Source organism: Cytobacillus oceanisediminis 2691 (assembly GCF_000294775.2).
In the GTDB taxonomy this organism is placed as follows: domain Bacteria; phylum Bacillota; class Bacilli; order Bacillales; family Cytobacillaceae; genus Cytobacillus; species Cytobacillus pseudoceanisediminis.
Window position 1 is genome coordinate 4,446,764 of sequence record NZ_CP015506.1, and the last position, 15,457, is coordinate 4,462,220.

The window sequence follows — 15,457 nt, forward strand, 5'->3', positions numbered from 1 at the left end:
ACGGTTGCTGTAAGAAAGGCGCTCTTCCTTCTGAAAGGAAACGGCTTGTGACCTCGAGGGGTAGGCTGCTTGCGCTAGACAGTTATCAATGTGTAAAAATTATACTTTCCATACATTTAAAAAGAAGCCGGCAAATGCACGGCTTCTTTTCGTTTATCCTTATTTGCTTTCTTTAAACCAGACATCAATTTTCTTGAGAATTTTTTCAGCTTCTGCTGTTTTGGACAAGCTGGGCAAGTTGACCAGCAGAGCCTGCTTAGGTGGAGTGACTCCATCCCCTTTTTTCTGAAGGATAAATATGCTTTTGGCAGCTTTTTCATTTTTGAACATGGTAAGCGGCAGCTGGACCAAACCTTGAATATAGGCAGTTTCCTTAATGAATTCATGCAGCTTTGGTGCCTGTTCACTTTCAAACAGCCCATTTGGAATGATGAAAAATAAATAACCTCCAGATTTCACATGATTCATGCTCTGCTCAATAAATAAGTGATGGGAATAGGAATGTCCCTCATCTGCTTTTAACTTATACTCAGCTGAACGGACATCATTCGGATAATAGCCAATAGGCAGATCACTCACTACAGCATCAGCAGCTTCTATAAACAGGGGCTCAAGGCTATCCTGGTTAAAAAATTGAATGGGATGCTCCTGTAAATTGGCATTTATATAAGCAAGCTTAATTAATAAGTCGTCAATCTCAATCCCAGTTGCCTCAACCGTTTTATCCTTTTGGTGATTCATTACAGTTGTCAATAAATTTCCTGTTCCTACTGCAGGATCCAGCAGGCGGAAACTTTTTTCCTGAATGAATTTTTCGACTAGATACCCCATTAGCATGCCCACTGCATCAGGAGTCATTTGATGATTAGGCTGTACATTTTCTTTCATGCCTTTTAATATGGCAAGCTGAAAGGATTTTCTAATCTCTTCTTTTGAGTAGCTGCTTAAGTTAATTGATTCATAACTCTTCCTAAGCCTTTTTACTGTTAATTCGCTTAGCTCATCCTGAAGAATGCTTTCATGGAATAAATTCTCTCCTGTTTCTGCAAGAGCTTCAAGGTATGTAGAATGCAGTTCTTCCTGCATAATCGTAGCCGTTTCATTTAAAATGGTAAATAAATCCTCAACCGGAGTTATTTTCACAGCTTATTCCTCCCGTCCTTATTCTTTTTCCTATTTTAACGGGCTTTTGTTTCATTCACAAGTTTGGTGCTGAAGGGAAGTAAAAAAATAAAGCCCCGGACCAAATCCGGAGCTTTCAATATTCTATGATTATTTCGCCTGCTTAGCAGCTTCCACGGCCGCTTCATAGTTTGGATGATCTGTTGCTTCACTTACATATTCCGCATATGTAACTGTGTCATTTGAATCGACAACAAAAACGGCACGAGCCAATAGGCGAAGTTCCTGGATGGCAACCCCATAAGCTTCTCCGAAAGAAAGGTCACGGTGATCAGAAACGGTTTGAACATTTTCAATGCCTGCTGCTGCACACCAGCGTTTTTGAGCAAATGGAAGATCCACACTTACAGTAAGAATCTTAACATTGTCAAGCTTGGAAGCTTCTTCGTTAAAACGGCGTGTCTGTGCATCACAAACTCCCGTGTCAATAGAAGGAACTACGCTGATTAGACGCACCTGCCCTTTTGAATCAGCAAGTGTTACTTCAGAAAGATCATTTGCCAGCACCTTGAATTCAGGAGCTTTATCTCCAACTTTTACTTCATTGCCCAGCAATGTTACAGGATTTCCTTTGAACGTAATAGATGCCATTTAAATCGTCCTCCTTAATCACTTATGTACAGTGTAAATCATATCTTTTCAGAATCTTTTTTGCAATTATTAAGGATACATTCCAAGAAAAAAGTTAACTCTCCCTGGGAAAGTTAACTTCCTTCTCTTAAATATCAAGGTCTTGTTTCTTGCCGCTGTACTCATCATTGTTTTGACTCTGAGGCTGGCTTTGCTGATTGCCGGTTCCTCCGTCTTTCTTGTTGAACATTTGCTGAATTTTATCGACGGCCTGTGGAGCAAGGTCAAGAATTTTCTCATATAAATGAGTGCTTTCATCCAGATGAACCATTTTCACCCCTTGAGAATTGACAATCAAAAAGGCGATTGGAGTGATGGAGACACCGCCGCCGCTTCCGCCGCCAAACGGGTGGCCCTTTTCCTCGCCTGATTGTCCATCAAGCATGAATTCGCTTCCTCCTGCGGCAAAACCAAAGCCGACCTTTGAAACGGTTAAAATTACACTTCCATCAGGGGTTTCTACTGGATCCCCAATTATGGTGTTAACATCAATCATCTCTTTCAGGTTTTCCATGGCAGTAGTCATAAGACCTTGAATAGGATGGTCAGACATTCATTGCTCCTCCTTTTTTAGACAGTTTTAGTACCATCATCAGATAAGGCAGAAAGCGGCTTTGTCCTGAAGTCGGGCCGTCCGCCTTTCCAATATTTGATCAGTTTAATTCCTGCTAACATAGCATGCCCGACACGAAAATGAATCATACATGAAATGGCTGTTTGTGAAACGGAAAATTGGAAATGGGGAGTTACAGTGATGCTGGGAGGCGTTTTCAGCTTCATATAATGACTTATTAATCCAAGAATGCTCCCTTTTATCGCCCAGAGAGCTCCAGTTAGCATTCCCGTATGGGCTGCATCCCCAAGGCCAGCAAATGTATGCCATTCAAGATTCCGGATAGTCACACGCTTTAGAAATTTCCGTATTATTTTGTGAATAGACACGATATGATTTATTATTGATTTCGTATCATGCAAACTATTAATAAGATCTTTTGCGGAGAATTGCTTTGTATCCTGTTTAGGAGCATCCTCCTGTGGTCCAGCAGCTGTCTTTTCATTAACAACAAGAGTTGGCGAGTTATCATCAAGTTTTATTAGAGGGACTTCTATTTTGTATCTGATTAGGCCGAACCAGGCTTTAAATTGGATTTTTAAATGGTCATTATCATTACCATGGTAAAAATGAATATATATCTTTAGTTTTGTTGCCATGATTAGAATTAAAAGAAGTATGAGGGCAATTACGGCAATCAGAAGCCACTTCACTTTTTTCACACCCTTTCAGCATTGTATTATGCCCAACTGAAAAAAAATAAACCTGCCACCAAGCGGTGACAGGCTTCCTTTTTTTCAATTATAGACTTGTTCTTTTTGCCTTTCATGAACTACAGAGGTTTCTGCAAAAAGGTCATGCAGCCCCTGTTTCTTCGGCAGGAATGCTACAATCACATACCCGACAAAAATGGTCGCTGATATAAAGCGGCCGATCCATTCACGGAACAAAATTGTGCTCCATGTCAGTTTCTCTCCTTTAAGATTTACTACCTTTAAACCAAATACCATTTTACCGAGTGTCTGGCCAAAAAACTTTGTCATCAGCACAAAATAGGCATAAAACGTAATGGCAGTAGCTATCGAAATCGGAGCAAACAAATTGCTTTCATGCAGAGGAATATCCAGCGCCCTAAAAATTGGATTAATCAATATCCGGTCAACACTGCCAACCACAATTAAATCTAAAAGATAAGCCCAAAATCTCATCCAAAACCCGGCAAACCTGATTGGTTCCCCAGTTTTCTGAATGGGGAGGGTTTCTGCTTGTGTAATCGTTTCGTTAACAGCAGGAGCTGCTTCATCAGAGGATGACTCATTCCTGCCTTCACCCTGCAATGATACAGGACGGGCAAGCTCTCTTTCATTCTGTTCATTTGAAGTCATTTTCTCTCCCCCTCCCTATTCAGCATAAAGATACATTAAACGCGGTGAGTTTGGCTGAGATAACAATTTCATCATCCCTGCCATTTCCAGGTCATCCCCCATGATTTTTCGCGCCCCCATGCTGAACATGGAGCCGAACCCAAAATTCTCAGTGTACTTAACAACCTGGGCACCATCTAATTTATGGTCTTTCTTTAATTGTTCGATTACATCATCGGCATAGCCAAAACCGTCGATTAGATTTAGTTCTTTCGCCTGCCGTCCGTCATAAATACGGCCATCAGCAATTTCCTTCACCTGTGCCTCAGTTAGTCCGCGTCCTTCCGAGATGACTTTAACAAACCCTGCATATGAATTATCAATCATGGATTGAAGGATTTTTCTTTCCTCATCTGTCATATCTCTGGTAGGGCTCATAATATCTTTATACGGCCCGCTCTTAATCGTTACAAACTCGACACCATATTTTTCAGCAAGCCCTGCATAATTATAGCCCTGCATGATAACACCCAGCGAACCGGTCATTGTCTCAGGGCTCGCAAATATCTTGTCAGCCGGAGCGGATATATAATAGCCTCCGGATGCAGCCATGGACCCCATTGATATGTATACTGGCTTCTTTGTTTCTTTTTGAATTTCAATAATCTTATCATGTATTTCGGCGCTTTCCACTACTCCTCCGCCTGGAGAATTAACCTTAATGACAATCGCCTTTACTGTGCCGTCTTCTTTCACATATTCAAGATTATCCATGAATCCTTTGTGATTATATCCCGGGCTTGCAAATAAAGAAGCTGCATCTCCAGTATCCTGAATCACTCCATTTACATCAAGCACGGCTATCTTTTTCTGTGCATTTCCCTCTTCAATGACTTCTTCCAAAAACGCTTCATTGCTTCCTGCAAACAGTTCATTTACCGAGCTTTCAAAATCTGTAAATGCAAATGCAGTTACAAAGTTCAGCACAACAGAAAAAACAAACAGACCTGCTGCTATTCCCAGTGCAGCCCAACGTTTTCCATTCATTGTGAAATCCTCCTTTTAATATGCTTTCTCCTTACATAACCAGCCGCCTTGTACCTTGTTTGACCGATTATGATTCCCAGAAAACCTATTCGTCACATATTCTTCATACGTATAAACTTTTAAAATGTTTCAAAAAAAGGTAAACTGAACTCAGGCAACCATAATCATAGCAAAATATGAATTATTTGGGAAAGAAAATCCCCAAGGACATTTCCCCCTGGAATTCCACAACCTTTATTACTGTTTGGAGGAATGAATATGCCTGAAAGACGCAATATATACTTTTATCACAAAAAAGATGAAGCAACGATGGAGAAAGTAGCACCGCTTTATAGCCTGGCTGAAGAGCATGCCTTTACCATCGTTAATGACTTCAAACAAGCCAATATCATTGTAAGCATCGGGGGAGACGGAACGTTTTTGCAGGCAGTTCGTAAAACTGGCTATAGGGATGATTGTTTGTATGCCGGGATTTCAACGACTGGCAGCCTGAGCCTGTACTGTGATTTCCATCTCGATGATACCGCGAAAATGGTAGAGGCAATGACAAATGAACAAGTAGAAGTAAGACGCTATCCCACTATAGATGTTACGGTTGATGACCAGACATCGTTTCAGTGCTTAAATGAATTCAGCATCCGTTCTGCCATCATTAAAACTTTTGTAATCGATGTCTTTATCGATGGTTTTCATTTTGAAACGTTCCGCGGGGACGGAATGATTGTTGCCACCCCAACTGGAAGCACGGCTTATAATAAATCTGTAAATGGAGCTGTTGTTGACCCGCTGCTTCCCTGCATGCAGGTGAGCGAACTCGCTTCACTGAATAATAATCGCTATCGCACGCTCGGATCTTCCTTTATCCTGAGCGGAAACAGAAAGCTGACCCTAAAGGTGGTTCAAGATGGCAACGACCACCCTACAATGGGAATGGACAACGAAGCCCTCAGCATTCAGCATGTAGAAAAGATTGATATTAAACTTAGCGACAAAATCATTAAAACCGTAAAACTGAAAGACAATTCCTTTTGGGAAAAGGTTAAGAGGACATTTTTATAAGAAAAGCGGAAGGGCCTTTCCCACCCCAGGCACCTCGAGGGGGGGTAGGCTGCTTGCGCTAGACAGCCTGGCGTTCAAAACTTTATACTTTCTAATTTTTATAAAAAAAGAGTTTCGCAAGATGGTGCGAAACTCTTTTTCTATATGCCAATACCTTTTCCGCGTTTTAGTTTTGTTTCCCAATGGGCAAAGAGTTTTGTTCTTGAAACAGAGTAAATCGTTAAGGCCAGCCAAATAAACATAAAGGAAAGCAAGTGAAGCTTTGTAAAGTGTTCATGATAAACGAAGATCCCCAGAATCAATGTAATTGTCGGCGCAATATACTGCAGAAACCCAAGCATGGACATCGGTATCTTTTGTGCCCCTTTGGCAAAGTACAATAGCGGTACTGCTGTGGCTGCGCCTGCTCCTATAAGGAGCAAGTCGGAGCTTAGCGAAACATGCAGGAATGCCTGTTTGCCATCCATGAAAAGAATAATCATATAAATAAATGCTATCGGGGTCACTACAAGTGTTTCAAGCGTTAACCCAACTGCTGAATCCACCTTTATAAGCTTTTTGGCAAGCCCATAAAGACCAAAGGATAAAGCAAGGACAATGGCTATCCAGGGAAACCGCCCATAGCTGACAGTCAAAATCAAAACCCCTGCAAACGCAAATCCAAAAGATAAATATTGCGCAGTTGATAATTTCTCTTTAAAAACCACCATTCCCAGAATCACACTTACGAGCGGGTTAATATAATAGCCAAGACTAGCCTCAATCATCTGATCGTTATTGACCGCCCAAATATATAAAAACCAGTTGGTGCTGATCAGAATGGAGGCAATTATAAGGGCGTAGAGCTGCTTTCTATTTGTTTTAAATCCTTTCATTGTTGCAGCAAAATCATTCCATTTCTTTGATGCCAGCAAAATCATCAGCATAAAGAAAAATGACCAAAAAATCCTGTTTGCCAAAATCTCATCTGCTTGGACGTGATCTAAAAACTTCCAATAAACCGGGAGAATACCCCATAAAAAGTAAGCAAACCCTGCGTATAGAGCTCCCGTTTGCACTTCATTATTTTTCATTGCCATTTCCTCAATTCTTTCTAGTATCGAAATATTTATATTATAAATCTGCGATAAAAATGTTTGCAATCATTTTTTCTGCTAAAACGAGTGCCAGGCACCTGCTGAATAGGTGCCTGGCACTTTCACTTATGCTTCGTATACTATTATTCCGTCAATAACGGTTTTGTTAACTGAAATGGCAGCAATTTGCCCTATTGGCATTTTAAAGATATCTTCATTTAATATTGTGAAATCTGCCAGATATCCTTCTTTTATAATACCTCTATCATTTTCATGGGATGCAGCATATGCACTGCCTTTTGTGAATAAGCTTACTGCTTCATAAACAGTTAACGCTTCACTTGGATAATAGACTGTATTATGCGGATCATCTATATTTGTTCTTGTAACAGCCGCATGAATTCCAAGGAACGGATTGGCCGGTTCAATCGGTGCATCAGAACCTCCTGCACAATGTATCCCTTCTTTCAGAAGTGTCTTCCATGCATAACAGTACTCCATATGTTCTTCACCAATCCGGTCAATCACCCATGGAAAATCAGAAGCTGTAAATCTTGGCTGGATATCAATAATTAAAGGCAGTTTTTTAGCCCTGTCTATAAGTTCTTTGCGCAAAATTTGTGCATGAATCAGCCTGTCTCGCCCCAAACCTTCCAGTGGATGCTTTTCTATCGCATTTAATGCCATTTCAAATGCCAAATCCCCAATCGTATGGACGGCAACCGGCAATTCATGCTTGCGGGCTTTCTCCACTAATTCATCAAGCTGCTCCTGTGAATAAATGGCAACTCCCGAAGTGGATGGGTCATCTGCATACGGATGACTTAATAAAGCTGTTCTTCCGCCCAGGGCTCCATCGGCGAATATCTTCATAGCTCCAAACTCTATATGGTTACTTCCCTCTAAATAGCCTCCGCCAGATTCCTTCATTTCATCCGCAACTCCATGATGAACAAGCAGATGTGCACGGAAAGATAGACCATCCGCCTCTATTACCTGCTTGAAAGCCTGATAAGTTTGGCTGAATCCTCCGTAATAATTGAGATCCTCAGTATGTCCTCCTGTCAGCCCAAGCCTATAGGCATCTTTAATGGCAGCATGAAGCGCCTTCTTTAAATAGCTTTCTGATACAGCCGGCATCACATTAAATAAAAGCTCCTGGGCCTGGTCTTTCAAAAGTCCATTTAGTTTCCCAGATTCATCTTTATCGATTACTCCTCCTGGAGGACATTCTGTATCTGCAGTAATGTTTGCTTTTTCTAATCCAAGGGAGTTCACTGCAAGGGCATGTCTGCACACACGTTTCAGCATGACAGGATGCTTTGGAACAAATTGATCAAGTTCTGAGGCATAAATAGGTTCCGGCTGATCCCATAAATTTTCATTCCAGCCTTCCCCAATGACCCACTCTCCCTCTTCTATGGTCTCTGAAAATTCCTTTACAGCCATAAGAACTTCATGCTTTGATGTGTGCTTAGATAAGTCGAGCCTTATTAACCTTTCACCATGCCCGATTAGATGCATATGGCTATCCACAAATCCCGGCAGCATGGTGCTTCCCTGCAGATCTATCTCATTTTGAATCTCTTCTTTATATTTGCTTTTTAAATCTCTCAACGCGCCAATTTCAATAATTTGGCTTCCTTCTGTAAAAACGGCCTCTATCTGATGACCTTCCTGCTGAAGGGTATAAATCGAGCCCCCATGCCAAAGCGTTCCCATAAATCTTTTCTCCTTTAATAGAGTGAAACTTCAATCAGCGGGGATCTTTTTTCCACTGATTGTTAGTTGAGGCCCACAGGAAGCGGGTCACAAAGACGTTGCCACAGGACAAGGAAAGCTGCTGCAGCGATACATCGCACAACCGAAAGCGGTAGCTTTTGGGAGGACGTGGCATTCTTAGTCTTTGTTCTTCTATCGGGCCTTTACGGGCAGTCTGCCCCCAACCAATCCTCCATTGATCACTCTGAGTGTTAAAGTAGGGGTCTTACTGCCCTTAAGCCTGCGATAAACTAAAAGTTCACATTTACCATAGTATAACAAAAATACAGGCGGAATTCCCGCCTGCATTTTTACACATTCAGTTTTGTGCGGAAGCAGTTTCCGCTTCTTTTTTCCGTAATTCCACACGCATGATTTTTCCTGAAGTGGTCTTAGGAAGCTCTGACAGAAATTCAATTTTCCGAGGGTATTTATAAGGAGCTGTCAGTTCTTTTACATGTTCCTGCAGCTGGGAAACAAGATTAGGATCGCTTTGGTCCACACCTTCTCTTAATACAACGAATGCTTTAACGATTAATCCGCGCACTTCATCCGGACTCCCCACAACTGCACATTCAGCTACATACGGGTGCTTTACAAGCGCATCTTCCACCTCGAAAGGTCCAATCGTATAGCCTGAACTGATAATAATATCATCACCGCGTCCTTCAAACCAGAAATAGCCATCTTCATCTTTCTTTGCTTTATCTCCGGTAATATAGTAATCACCGCGGAATTGCATAGCTGTTCTTTCCGGATCTTTATAATAATTTTTGAAGAGCGCAGGAGTTTCGACATGGACAGCGATATCTCCTACCTCACCAACAGCACATACATCACCTTCTTCATTGATAATGTCAACTCTGTTGCCTGGGGTCGGTTTGCCCATTGAACCTGCTTTTAACTCCATATCCTTCGTAATGCCGACCAGCAGGGTATTTTCTGTTTGGCCATACCCATCACGGACATTTACGTTAAAATGCTTTTTGAATGTATCAATCACTTCGCGGTTTAGCGGTTCTCCTGCTGAAACAGCACTATGAAGCGCCGGCAGCCTGTATTCATGAATATTTTCTGCCTTTGCCATCAGCCTGTATTCAGTAGGCGTACAGCAAAGTACGTTTACCTGGTAATCCTCTAACAGCTGCAAATATTTCTTCGGCTCGAACTTTCCATTGTAGACAATTCCGGTAGCACCAGAACCCAGAACAGAAAGGAAAGGGCTCCAGATCCACTTTTGCCAGCCAGGGCCTGCCGTTGCCCATACTGTATCGCCTTCATTAATGCATAGCCAGTTCGGTGCTGCTGTTTTAAGGTGAGCAAATGCCCAGCCATGTGTATGTACTACACCTTTAGGATTTCCTGTTGTTCCTGATGTATATGAAAGGAACGCCATGTCATCCCGGGAGGTGTCAGCCAAAGAAAGTTCATCGGATGCCTTTTTCATTTCCTCATCCAGCTGGGTCCAGCCATCTGCGTTTCCGCCTATCACAAACTTCGGCAGGTCTGCAGCTTCCTTAATATCTTCAAATTGGTCAACATATGGATAATAACTTACAATACCTTTTACATCCCCATGATTAATCCGGTATTGCAGATCTTTCGAGCGAAGCATTTCTGAACTTGGTATGACGACAATTCCGGCTTTTAGTGATGCAACGTAAACCTGATACGCTTCAATCAGTCTTGGAACAATGATCAGAATAACATCCCCTTTATTCAGACCATTTTCCAAGAAAACGTTTCCAATTCTATTTGCATTAAGGATCAGTTCACTGTATGTAATCTCTTTCTTTTCTCCCAGCTCATTTTCCCACTTTATTGCAAGTTTGTCCTTATCTCCGGCAAACCGCTCCATTTCTGATACGAGATTGTATTTCTCCGGTGCAATTAAGTCTTCCCGTTTCATTAAATCTCCCCCTGACAATTTCAAATACTGGTGTCTTAACTCGGATGCGTAGTCTATAGAAATTATTATACTAAATTATTATAAAATTTTAAATTATTTATTTTTTGAAAAATAATTTTTGCGCAAAAATAAGGAGCAGGAATAATTCCTGCTCCTTGTAGCCATATTATTTAATTATCTTTGGAAACCGCCTAATTGCTGTTCAGCCATTTGAACTAAACGCTTAGTGATTTCTCCACCTACAGAACCGTTAGCGCGAGAAGTAGTTTCAGCACCAAGGTTTACACCGAATTCAGTAGCGATTTCGTACTTCATTTGGTCAAGAGCTTGTTGTACTCCAGGAACTAGAAGTTGGTTTGAGTTGTTGTTGTTTGCCATGTGATTTTCACCTCCTTGTGAGTATAGAATGTGTAGAATCACATGGCCATATACACTAATTAATTGGTAATTGTTGTATTATTTTTCGAAGTTAAATTTAACATTTACTGTTTTGGCATATAGATGAATTGCGTTGATTTCAGCACGGGTCACTTGCTTTCAGCGGGAAGGCGCTGAGTTGATTGTAGCGGAGGGGGCTTGCTCCTCGAAAAATGCTGACGCATTTTCTTCGTACGGTGTTCATTCGGGTAAGTGTATTCAATGTCCTGCGGTAGGCTCCCGTAATAAAACTTGTATTTAACAATTAACCTGAATTTAGATTAAAATAACTCCCCAAAAGACTCTGCATTACGCGATTGAGGCTTAATAACCATCTTTTCGGTATCCTCAACTGCTTTTGCGATGAGCGGTTCGAAGTCAACAAAGCTTTCGAAGCGGCGGACTTTGTCGCGTTTTGGTTTTGTTTTTGGTGATGATGGGACAAAAACGGTACAGCAATCTTCAAATGGCCTGATGGATATATCGTGGGTATCAATGCTTTGGGCAATCTCGATGATTTCTGATTTATCCATTGTGATAAGAGGCCGAAGGATAGGTGTTGTTGTCACATCATTAATGGCAAACATGCTCTCGAGAGTCTGGCTGGCTACCTGTCCAAGGCTTTCCCCAGTGATGATGGCTAGACCATCATTTTTATTGCGGATTTCATCAGTGATCCGGAGCATCAATCGCCTTGTAGCTGTCATCGTATAATTCGATGGAACCTGCTGATGGATCAGCTGCTGAATCTCTGTAAATGGGATTATATGGAGTACAACGGTTCCAGCAATATTAGCAAGTTTTTCAGTTAAATCAATTACTTTTTGCTTTGCACGCTCACTCGTGAAAGGCGGGCTGTGAAAATGGACAGCTTCAATTTCCAATCCTCTCTTCATGGACAAATAACCTGCTACCGGACTGTCAATTCCTCCAGAGAGCATAAGCATGGCCTTTCCGCTGGAACCTGCAGGAAGTCCGCCAGCCCCCTGAATGGTTTCGCATGATAAATAAGCCGCTTCTTCGCGAACCTCAATTTGCAGATTTATATCCGGTTTTTTTACGTTCACTTTTAGACCCGCCACATTCTGCAGGAGGTGTCCGCCAAATTCATGATTCAGTTCATCCGTATTTAAAGGGAAGCTTTTATCCGCTCTCTTAGCCGTAATTTTGAAAGTCTTTCCTTCTTCAAAATGTTTTAAAAATAACGCCAATGCTGCTGCCTTCATTTCTTCGATATCTTTAGAGGTTTTAACAGCAGGACTGAAAGACTGAATGCCAAAGATGCCCCTAAGTCGATCAGAAACCTCTCTGCCATCTGCCCCATTCAAAACAACGTACATTCGGTCTCTTGTAGATTCTATCTTGATCCCGGGAAATTCATTGAGCACATCGAATATGCTTTTTCTTAATTTATCCACGAACTTATTCCGGTTTCTGCCTTTTGTGGAGATTTCTCCATATCGTATAAGTATACGATCATAATTTATCATGATTTCATAACCTCTCTTAGCCTTATAACGGTCTCTTTTACTGCCTCAACAAAAACCTCTGCCTCTTCCATTGTATTATCATAAGATAAGCTGATCCTGACTGCACTTTTCGCATTTTTTTCAGGAATTCCCATAGCAATCAAGGTGCTGCTGGCAGCAGCTTTCTTTGAAGAGCAGGCACTTGTAGTTGATATATATATCCCGCGCTCTCCTAAAGCATGGACAAACACCTCTGCTTTGAATCCTTCTATGGAAAAATTCACAATATGAGGAGCAGAGTTTTTTTCGGGGGTATGGACAGTAATACCCTCGATTTTATTCATTTCTTCAGAAATATACCTTTTAATAGATATAATCTGGCTTAAACGCCTTTCCATATTATTTATTGTCAGCCTTAGTGCCTTTGCCATTGCTACAATGCCAGCTACATTTTCTGTGCCGCTTCTCATTTTCCATTCCTGATTGCCCCCGGATAATAACGGTGAAAGACGAAGACCATCACGAATGAACAAAACCCCATTCCCCTTCAAACCATGGAATTTATGAGCCGAAATCGTACACAGATCCACACTTGCTTGATAAAGATCAAGAGGAACCTTGCCGATTCCCTGGACATTATCTACATGAAATAACACTCGCGAATGCTTCTTCAGCATCTCTCCAATTTTCTTTATTGGCTGAATGGAACCAATTTCATTGTTTACATGCATGACAGAGACTAAAATAGTTTCCTGTGTAATTTCCTTTTCAATGTCTTCAGCATGGACAATACCGTTTTTATCCGGTGCAATGATGGAGATGCTGAAGCCCAATTCCATCAGCTGATCCATCGCTTCCTTCACTGAAGCATGTTCCAATCCAGTTGTGATAATATGGCGGCCTCTTTTCCTATGCATTAGAGCCGTTCCTTTTATTGCAAGATTATTGCTCTCTGTCCCTCCGGATGTAAAATACACCTCATTATGCTTAACATTCAGCAGATGAGCAATTTGCTCACGTGCCTGCATCAGCAGCCTCTCTGCTTTTCCGCCGAATTCATGCAGGGAAGAGGGATTCCCAAAGTATTCTGAAGAAACCTTTATAAAAGATTCAAGCACTTCTTTATATGGTTTTGTCGTTGCACTGTTATCAAAATAAATCACGGACTTCTCCTTTCCGTTCCGAAAACCCTTTAGCCAACTGTAAATCATATCATAACCACGTAAGATTGGAAATGTAATTAAAGCTTTTGTTTTTAAATATTCATTTCTTTACTATTAAGTTATTCAAGTTTGTGCAGTTTAACCAAATGAATGAATTGCTGCCCCCGTGGAAAGCTGATAATATTGCACTGTGAGTAAAGGACAGCTCCAGTTTATTATCATAAAATACTTAATATTAAGACTTCGTATTTTTTCGACATTTTTTTTAGCACCTGTGCTAATATGAAAATGTTCTAAACATTAAGATATGGAACCATTTTCAGGAGGATATATATGGAGAATAAAACATTGGCACCAAAACAAATTCTCGCCGTCGGACTCATGTTATTTGCTCTATTCTTTGGGGCAGGGAATATGATTTTCCCTCCATTCCTGGGACAATCTGCCGGCACGAATGTATGGACTGCTATTATCGGTTTTTTAATAACAGGGGTCGGATTGCCGCTATTAGGCATTATTGCCATTGCCAAAAATGGAGATTTACAAACGATTGCGAGCCGGGTACACCCTTTATATGGAATTATTTTCACGATTATTATGTACTTAGCCATAGGACCATTTTTCGGAATTCCGCGTACCGGAACCGTTGCTTATGAAATAGGGATTACTCCGTTCTTGTCTGAAACCGCTTTCAATAGCACTTACTCTTTATTGGCTTATACCATTGTCTTCTTTTGCATAACAGCATGGCTTTCTTTGAATCCATCGAAGTTAGTGGATAGAATCGGGAATATTTTCACGCCTGCACTCCTCATAATCCTTGCTGTTCTGGTTATTAAAAGCATCATTACTCCAATGGGCGAATTAAAAGCGCCAATGGGAGCATATGCAGAGGGGCCGTTCTTTAAAGGCTTCATTGAAGGCTACCTGACTATGGATACAATTGCAGCTTTGGTATTCGGTATTATTGTTATTGGTTCAATACAGGGCATGGGTGTGACAAATAAACATTCACTTATGAAAATATGCATTACAGCCGGACTTATAGCAGCTGCTGGTCTTGCGGCAGTATACTTGTCCCTTGCGTATATTGGGGCATCAAGTATGGAAGCTATAGGTCAACTTGATAATGGCGGCGCTATCCTATCCTCTGCTTCTCAGTACCTATTTGGACCTGCTGGAGCATTGATCCTTGGGCTGGCCATTACGGTAGCATGCCTTACAACGTCTGTCGGACTCGTTTCCGCTTGTGCGCAGTACTTTCATAAACTGCTCCCAAAAGTACCTTATAAAACCATTGTCATCATTCTTTCGCTGTTCAGCATGGTGGTTGCAAACATTGGTTTAACTCAGCTGATTCAACTTTCATTGCCAATCTTAATCATAATTTATCCTCTGGCCATCGTGCTGATTCTGCTTTCTTTTATGCACAATGCGTTTAATGGATACTCGGCGGTATATATAGGGGCTTTAATTCCCACAGGCTTAATTAGCATTGTGGATGGGTTAAAAACTGCTGGAATGGATGTATCCGTCATCACAGACTCATTGCAATTCCTGCCATTCTTTGCTGAGGGAATCGGCTGGATTGTACCTGCCATTGCAGGAGCTGTTATAGGTTACTTCCTGGCAATGGCTTTCGGAGAAGCTAAAAAGCCAATTGCAGTAAATGACTAAAGACCAAAGGCGGAAGCGCCTTGATGGATGAACTTCAACTAAAAACCGCCACGTCCGGTGGCGAACGTTAAAGCCGGCTTATCCTGTGCAAGTCCCGCAGGCATAAGACCGAATCACACAGGAAACCTCCTAAAGCTCGCTTTGGCCGGG

14 protein-coding genes are annotated in these 15,457 nt (G+C 41.5%); 2 read left to right on the forward strand and 12 right to left on the reverse strand.

Annotated features, from left to right (window positions below; all coding sequences use genetic code 11):
• Positions 1-159 precede the first annotated feature (159 nt).
• The 6 genes from A361_RS22325 to sppA form a co-directional block, all read right to left on the reverse strand.
• Positions 160-1,143 (reverse strand): class I SAM-dependent methyltransferase, encoded by a 984-nt coding sequence (locus tag A361_RS22325; protein WP_009333280.1) that lies wholly within the window; start codon positions 1,141-1,143, stop codon positions 160-162.
• 129 nt (positions 1,144-1,272) lie between these two features.
• Positions 1,273-1,773 (reverse strand): thiol peroxidase, encoded by a 501-nt coding sequence (tpx, locus tag A361_RS22330; protein ID WP_009333282.1) that lies wholly within the window; start codon positions 1,771-1,773, stop codon positions 1,273-1,275.
• Positions 1,774-1,900: 127 nt separating this feature from the next.
• Positions 1,901-2,365 carry a GerW family sporulation protein gene (ytfJ, locus tag A361_RS22335; RefSeq protein WP_009333284.1) on the reverse strand — a complete coding sequence of 155 codons (465 nt, stop codon included), beginning with the start codon at positions 2,363-2,365 and terminating at the stop codon, positions 1,901-1,903.
• A 17-nt stretch (positions 2,366-2,382) separates the two neighbouring features.
• A complete protein-coding gene (locus A361_RS22340) occupies positions 2,383-3,078 on the reverse strand; it encodes a DUF2953 domain-containing protein (RefSeq protein ID WP_009333286.1) in 696 nt (231 codons plus the stop codon).
• 84 nt (positions 3,079-3,162) lie between these two features.
• A complete protein-coding gene (locus tag A361_RS22345; protein WP_019383063.1) occupies positions 3,163-3,750 on the reverse strand; it encodes an RDD family protein in 588 nt (195 codons plus the stop codon).
• A 15-nt stretch (positions 3,751-3,765) separates the two neighbouring features.
• The gene (sppA, locus tag A361_RS22350) at positions 3,766-4,776 is read right to left on the reverse strand and encodes a signal peptide peptidase SppA (RefSeq protein ID WP_019383062.1); all 1,011 of its coding nucleotides are present in this window, start codon (positions 4,774-4,776) and stop codon (positions 3,766-3,768) included.
• A gap of 258 nt (positions 4,777-5,034) precedes the next feature.
• Between sppA and A361_RS22355 the strand changes: the two genes are divergently transcribed.
• Positions 5,035-5,835 (forward strand): NAD kinase, encoded by an 801-nt coding sequence (locus tag A361_RS22355; protein WP_019383061.1) that lies wholly within the window; start codon positions 5,035-5,037, stop codon positions 5,833-5,835.
• A 140-nt stretch (positions 5,836-5,975) separates the two neighbouring features.
• On the opposite strand, the gene rarD is transcribed toward A361_RS22355, so the two are convergent.
• From rarD to A361_RS22385, 6 genes are all read right to left on the reverse strand, one after another.
• The gene (gene rarD / locus A361_RS22360) at positions 5,976-6,908 is read right to left on the reverse strand and encodes an EamA family transporter RarD (protein ID WP_026041818.1); all 933 of its coding nucleotides are present in this window, start codon (positions 6,906-6,908) and stop codon (positions 5,976-5,978) included.
• A gap of 129 nt (positions 6,909-7,037) precedes the next feature.
• Positions 7,038-8,633 (reverse strand): amidohydrolase, encoded by a 1,596-nt coding sequence (locus A361_RS22365; RefSeq protein WP_009333296.1) that lies wholly within the window; start codon positions 8,631-8,633, stop codon positions 7,038-7,040.
• A 358-nt stretch (positions 8,634-8,991) separates the two neighbouring features.
• Positions 8,992-10,581 (reverse strand): acyl-CoA synthetase MbcS, encoded by a 1,590-nt coding sequence (gene mbcS / locus A361_RS22370; protein WP_019383059.1) that lies wholly within the window; start codon positions 10,579-10,581, stop codon positions 8,992-8,994.
• 174 nt (positions 10,582-10,755) lie between these two features.
• A complete protein-coding gene (locus tag A361_RS22375) occupies positions 10,756-10,959 on the reverse strand; it encodes an alpha/beta-type small acid-soluble spore protein (RefSeq protein WP_009333300.1) in 204 nt (67 codons plus the stop codon).
• A gap of 320 nt (positions 10,960-11,279) precedes the next feature.
• On the reverse strand, positions 11,280-12,485 hold the full coding sequence (gene thiI / locus A361_RS22380) for a tRNA uracil 4-sulfurtransferase ThiI (RefSeq protein WP_175502144.1): 1,206 nt from the start codon (positions 12,483-12,485) through the stop codon (positions 11,280-11,282).
• Complete coding sequence (locus A361_RS22385; protein WP_019383058.1) at positions 12,485-13,630, reverse strand: cysteine desulfurase family protein; 1,146 nt, start codon at positions 13,628-13,630, stop codon at positions 12,485-12,487. The genes thiI and A361_RS22385 overlap by 1 nt, the downstream gene beginning before the upstream one ends.
• A 333-nt stretch (positions 13,631-13,963) precedes the next feature.
• On the opposite strand from A361_RS22385, the gene brnQ reads away from it, so the two are divergent.
• Entirely contained in the window at positions 13,964-15,307 is a 1,344-nt protein-coding gene (brnQ, locus tag A361_RS22390) for a branched-chain amino acid transport system II carrier protein (RefSeq protein ID WP_019383057.1), read from the forward strand.
• The last annotated feature ends 150 nt before the right edge of the window (positions 15,308-15,457 follow it).